Genomic DNA, 3,574 nt, shown 5'->3' with positions numbered 1-3,574 from the left:
CTAGGACTTTGCGAAGCTGATGCGGGAAGCACTACACCGGTAGCGGCTCCCAAGTTCCGGCCTCGTTCCATTTTTCCGGACCGCGGTGGCGGTGCCAAAACCCGTAGCCCTGTTGGCGATTGGGAGTGCAAAAGTAGAAGGAATTTCTGGGTTAACAAGGGTGTGTCCGCTTTTTTTCATTGAAAAAACCATGCACGACAGCCTATTTCCAATACTTGCTGTTACTCTTCAACGAGTTATGCACTCATAAAAAAGCATAAAGCAAATAGAATGGCTCGATAGGGTGCAACGCGGCTCGTATGGAGCGGTGCTAGGAAGAGCGTTAAGACCAGTATTGGCGCGCTATGCGGGCAAGACGCGGGTAAGGTTTAATAAGGCCTGATGCCTGTTTGCTTATGATTGAGACTAGCGAGGCAGTTTAACGCTGGCTATTTCGCCGATACGCAGTGGTGACCGTGAGGGGCAACGGATTTCTAGTGCAGTACCGCTAGTAGGGTTATCGGCTAGCACGGTGATACCTGTAACAACACGCGTGGGCCGAGCACTAGCCCACACATGCACCGAATCGCCGGGGTGCACGCTGATGGAGCTATCAGCCATTATGGATACTACTAAATAAGTATGCTGCGAAATACTTGCTACAACGGTGCCGGGCTTTACGTACTCGCCTACAGTAAGCCGCTGTTCGCACAGGAACCCATCGTGTGGGGCCGTAATAAAGTTAAAATCTGTCATTTTAGCGATGACCATGCCGCTCCGCACGTACTGCCCGGCTTCAAAATAGATGCTGCGGACGCGACCAGCTTTTTTGGCAATCAGTGGCTCGGTTCGACCGGCTCCGACGCGGCCCCGCAGTATTACCGAAGTTGAATCGGGAATGATGGCGGCCGGCGCAGGCCCAGCTGCCAGAGCCGCAACTTCATGGTCTGATTTAACCCACCAGCGGCGGCCCAGTACGGCCATCGCAACCAGCAGCACGATTACCACAATTAGAGTAGATTTTTTCATCGAGTTGAGGGATGGGCTGTTTGTGGGCATTGGCGAGCAGGCATCCGTACCGCTCGCATGCGCATTGGCTACGCCAATTTTTGGCTGAGGTTGTTGTGGTGTTGCAGCTCTATAGGCTGATACCTTATATATAGTATCACAACCAACCTCAATAGCCCCGTTGTCATTTAATAAAAAACCCCGGCTGCACAGGCGCAACCGGGGTTTACGTTAGCTCAGCAGCAAGCGAACATCTGTTATTTGATTCACTGGCCAAGCATGCTTGCCAGTAACCACTGAGCACATTTTCCTGGCTTACTTCGGGTCGATATCGCCGGGAGGCGTGCTTGTGCAAGAACCTACTTTATCGCCGTGCGCCAGATGGGCAGGTACGGCGTGGGCGTCGACTGTGATTTCGCGGCCTTTGTGGCAGATGATAACTGCATCGTGAGCCGCTGATTTAGACTTGCTGAGTTGCGTGTGATTTGCCGTTTTGCCGGGCACGCCAGTAGCAGCGAAAGTAGCTGCGCTCATGAGGCAGCAACATGCAATTGAGAAGATATTTTTCATAACTATGAGGAAAAGGATGATGAAATCAGTCAGATAATCCTTCCTGACTTATGAAGGAACGCCTGCAATGATATTATATTATTACAAGCAGCTGGCGTAAACGTACGCAATTACCATCGCAAATTCAACCACATTTTTGTTAAGAATATCAATTAGTTAAATTGGTAACAAAACCACTATTCCATTGCATCAGCTAGCCATAGAATTGATTTTTTGCTATACCTACACTCGATTACATTCTTTTAAGTCGCTTCTCTATAATCCTCACCATATCGGGTACATCGTAGCAAGACAACACTCCGAATACTACAGCCGAATACTGGCCTTTCAGCGTGGGTAAGCCTGCCATTTCCTGCCAACTCATTGGCAAAGCGGGCAGCCGTGTTTGGTGCACAAGATTTGTGCAAAGGGCAACGTGCAGGGCTACCAAAGCCGCCGATGGCCCGATGGCGTACACATCGACTACCTGACTGCCTGGCGTAGCATCGAAGCTGTAGCGCACCAATTGCAGGGCATCGGCGAGGCGTTGATGCAACAGAGGTTGACCCAGGTGCAGGCTCAAGAGGGCCGGGCGATATTCGCGGTTGTAATACTTGGGGTCGAGGGCGGCGGTGGGGTCGGCGGTTTCGCCCTGGCCGCGCAGGTCGGCCAGCAGCACTTTGTCGTACTGCTGGAGTTGAGCGCGCAGCCAGGCGGTACTATCGACCAGAGCGGCCTTGCCTGCATCGGCAAAGCACAGAAGCACCCGGCCTTTTTGGTGCGAAGTGGCGGCATCGAGCCGGAGGATGGGCAGCGGCGGCGACTGGCTGCTACGGACGATAAGCTTGCGGAATAGCAGGCCATTGCGGCGCAATGTATCGCGCAGCTCCACGGAAAGGCCTGCCGGGCCTGTTCTACTTGCTACGCCGAGCGAATCGTGGGGAGGCTGCATTTGGCGATTTAACCATCCCAGTATATTCTGCTTCAGCAATTTATAACTGAGCGCCGTACGCACAGCGGTCAGCCGCCGGGCTTCCGCCTGATAAAAGTCCGACAGGGTTTCCTCGTCGGCGAAGCTGGTGTTTACTTGCCCGGTAGTGGTGCACTGTAGCTCGCGGGTGGTGGCCAAGGGCAACGCGCCTTCCAGCACGGAGACAGGCTTGGCCTCCCCTTTCAGCCACTGCAAAAAAAAGCGCACGGCTTCCTCCCGCTTGAGCTTTGAGATGCCGTGCCCGTCATCGACGGTGAAAAGCGCGTGCTGCTGTAGCCTGCCTAATGCCTGATAGATACTGCCAATTTCGGCATGGGCGGTTTCGATGCTGGAGTAATCGACGAAATCGTAGCGGCCGGCCAGTAGCAGCAGCGGCCGGGGAGCAAAGGCTAGGGGCCAGTCAGCGATATCGAGGCGGAGATGGCCGGCGTTGGGCAGCATCACGCAGCCATCGGCCGGGCCGGTGAGCTCGAGGTTGCGCTCGCCGGCGGCCACGTAGCTGCACAGGGCCGCTACTTTCAGGCGGGGCTCGGTGGCTAGCAGGTAGGCGGTTTGGGTGGCCCCGCCCGAGTTGCCGAGGCAGCCGAAGCGGGCCGTATCCACGTCGGGGCGGGTGGCGAGGTAGTCGAGGCCGCGAATGTTGTCCCAGAGCTCGGCGGCGGGCAGGTTGTGGCCCACCAGCGCGGCCTGGGCATTCAGCAGCGTATGCTCGGTGGTGCCGCCGCGGGTGAGGCCTTTGCCGTCCGCATCGGTCAGCTGCAGGCGTTCGCCCTGCGAAATGGGGTCGGGCACGAGCACCACGAAGCCGTGCGTGGCGAATAGCATGGCCGTTTGCTGGTAGCTGACGGTGGCTTTGGCCTCGGCTTCGTGGCCGCAGGGGAATAACACGGTGGGCCAGCGGCCCGGGCCGTTGGGCACGTATAGGTTAGCCGTGACGTGGTGCCGCGGCGTGCTTTCGTAGATAATTTTCTCGATGCGAAACCCCGGCCTAGCCAGTTGGCCCACCACCTGCGCCCGCAGCGGCGTGCGGGCCGGCAGCGGGCCCAG

The 3,574-nt window shown here is 56.5% G+C and carries 3 protein-coding genes; all 3 read right to left on the bottom strand.

Annotated features, from left to right (window positions below; all coding sequences use genetic code 11):
- Nucleotides 1–405 precede the first annotated feature (405 nt).
- The gene (locus tag ACYVDE_RS17470; RefSeq protein WP_460502828.1) at nucleotides 406–1,008 is read right to left on the bottom strand and encodes an efflux RND transporter periplasmic adaptor subunit; all 603 of its coding nucleotides are present in this window, start codon (nucleotides 1,006–1,008) and stop codon (nucleotides 406–408) included.
- Between the two features lie 294 nt (nucleotides 1,009–1,302).
- A complete protein-coding gene (locus ACYVDE_RS17465) occupies nucleotides 1,303–1,557 on the bottom strand; it encodes a hypothetical protein (protein WP_460502827.1) in 255 nt (84 codons plus the stop codon).
- A gap of 232 nt (nucleotides 1,558–1,789) precedes the next feature.
- Nucleotides 1,790–3,574 (bottom strand): alpha/beta hydrolase family protein (locus ACYVDE_RS17460; protein ID WP_460502826.1); only part of this gene is annotated, 1,785 nt, incomplete at its 5' end.

This window comes from Hymenobacter agri (assembly GCF_054778495.1).
This window is presented reverse-complemented; position numbering and strand designations above follow the sequence as displayed.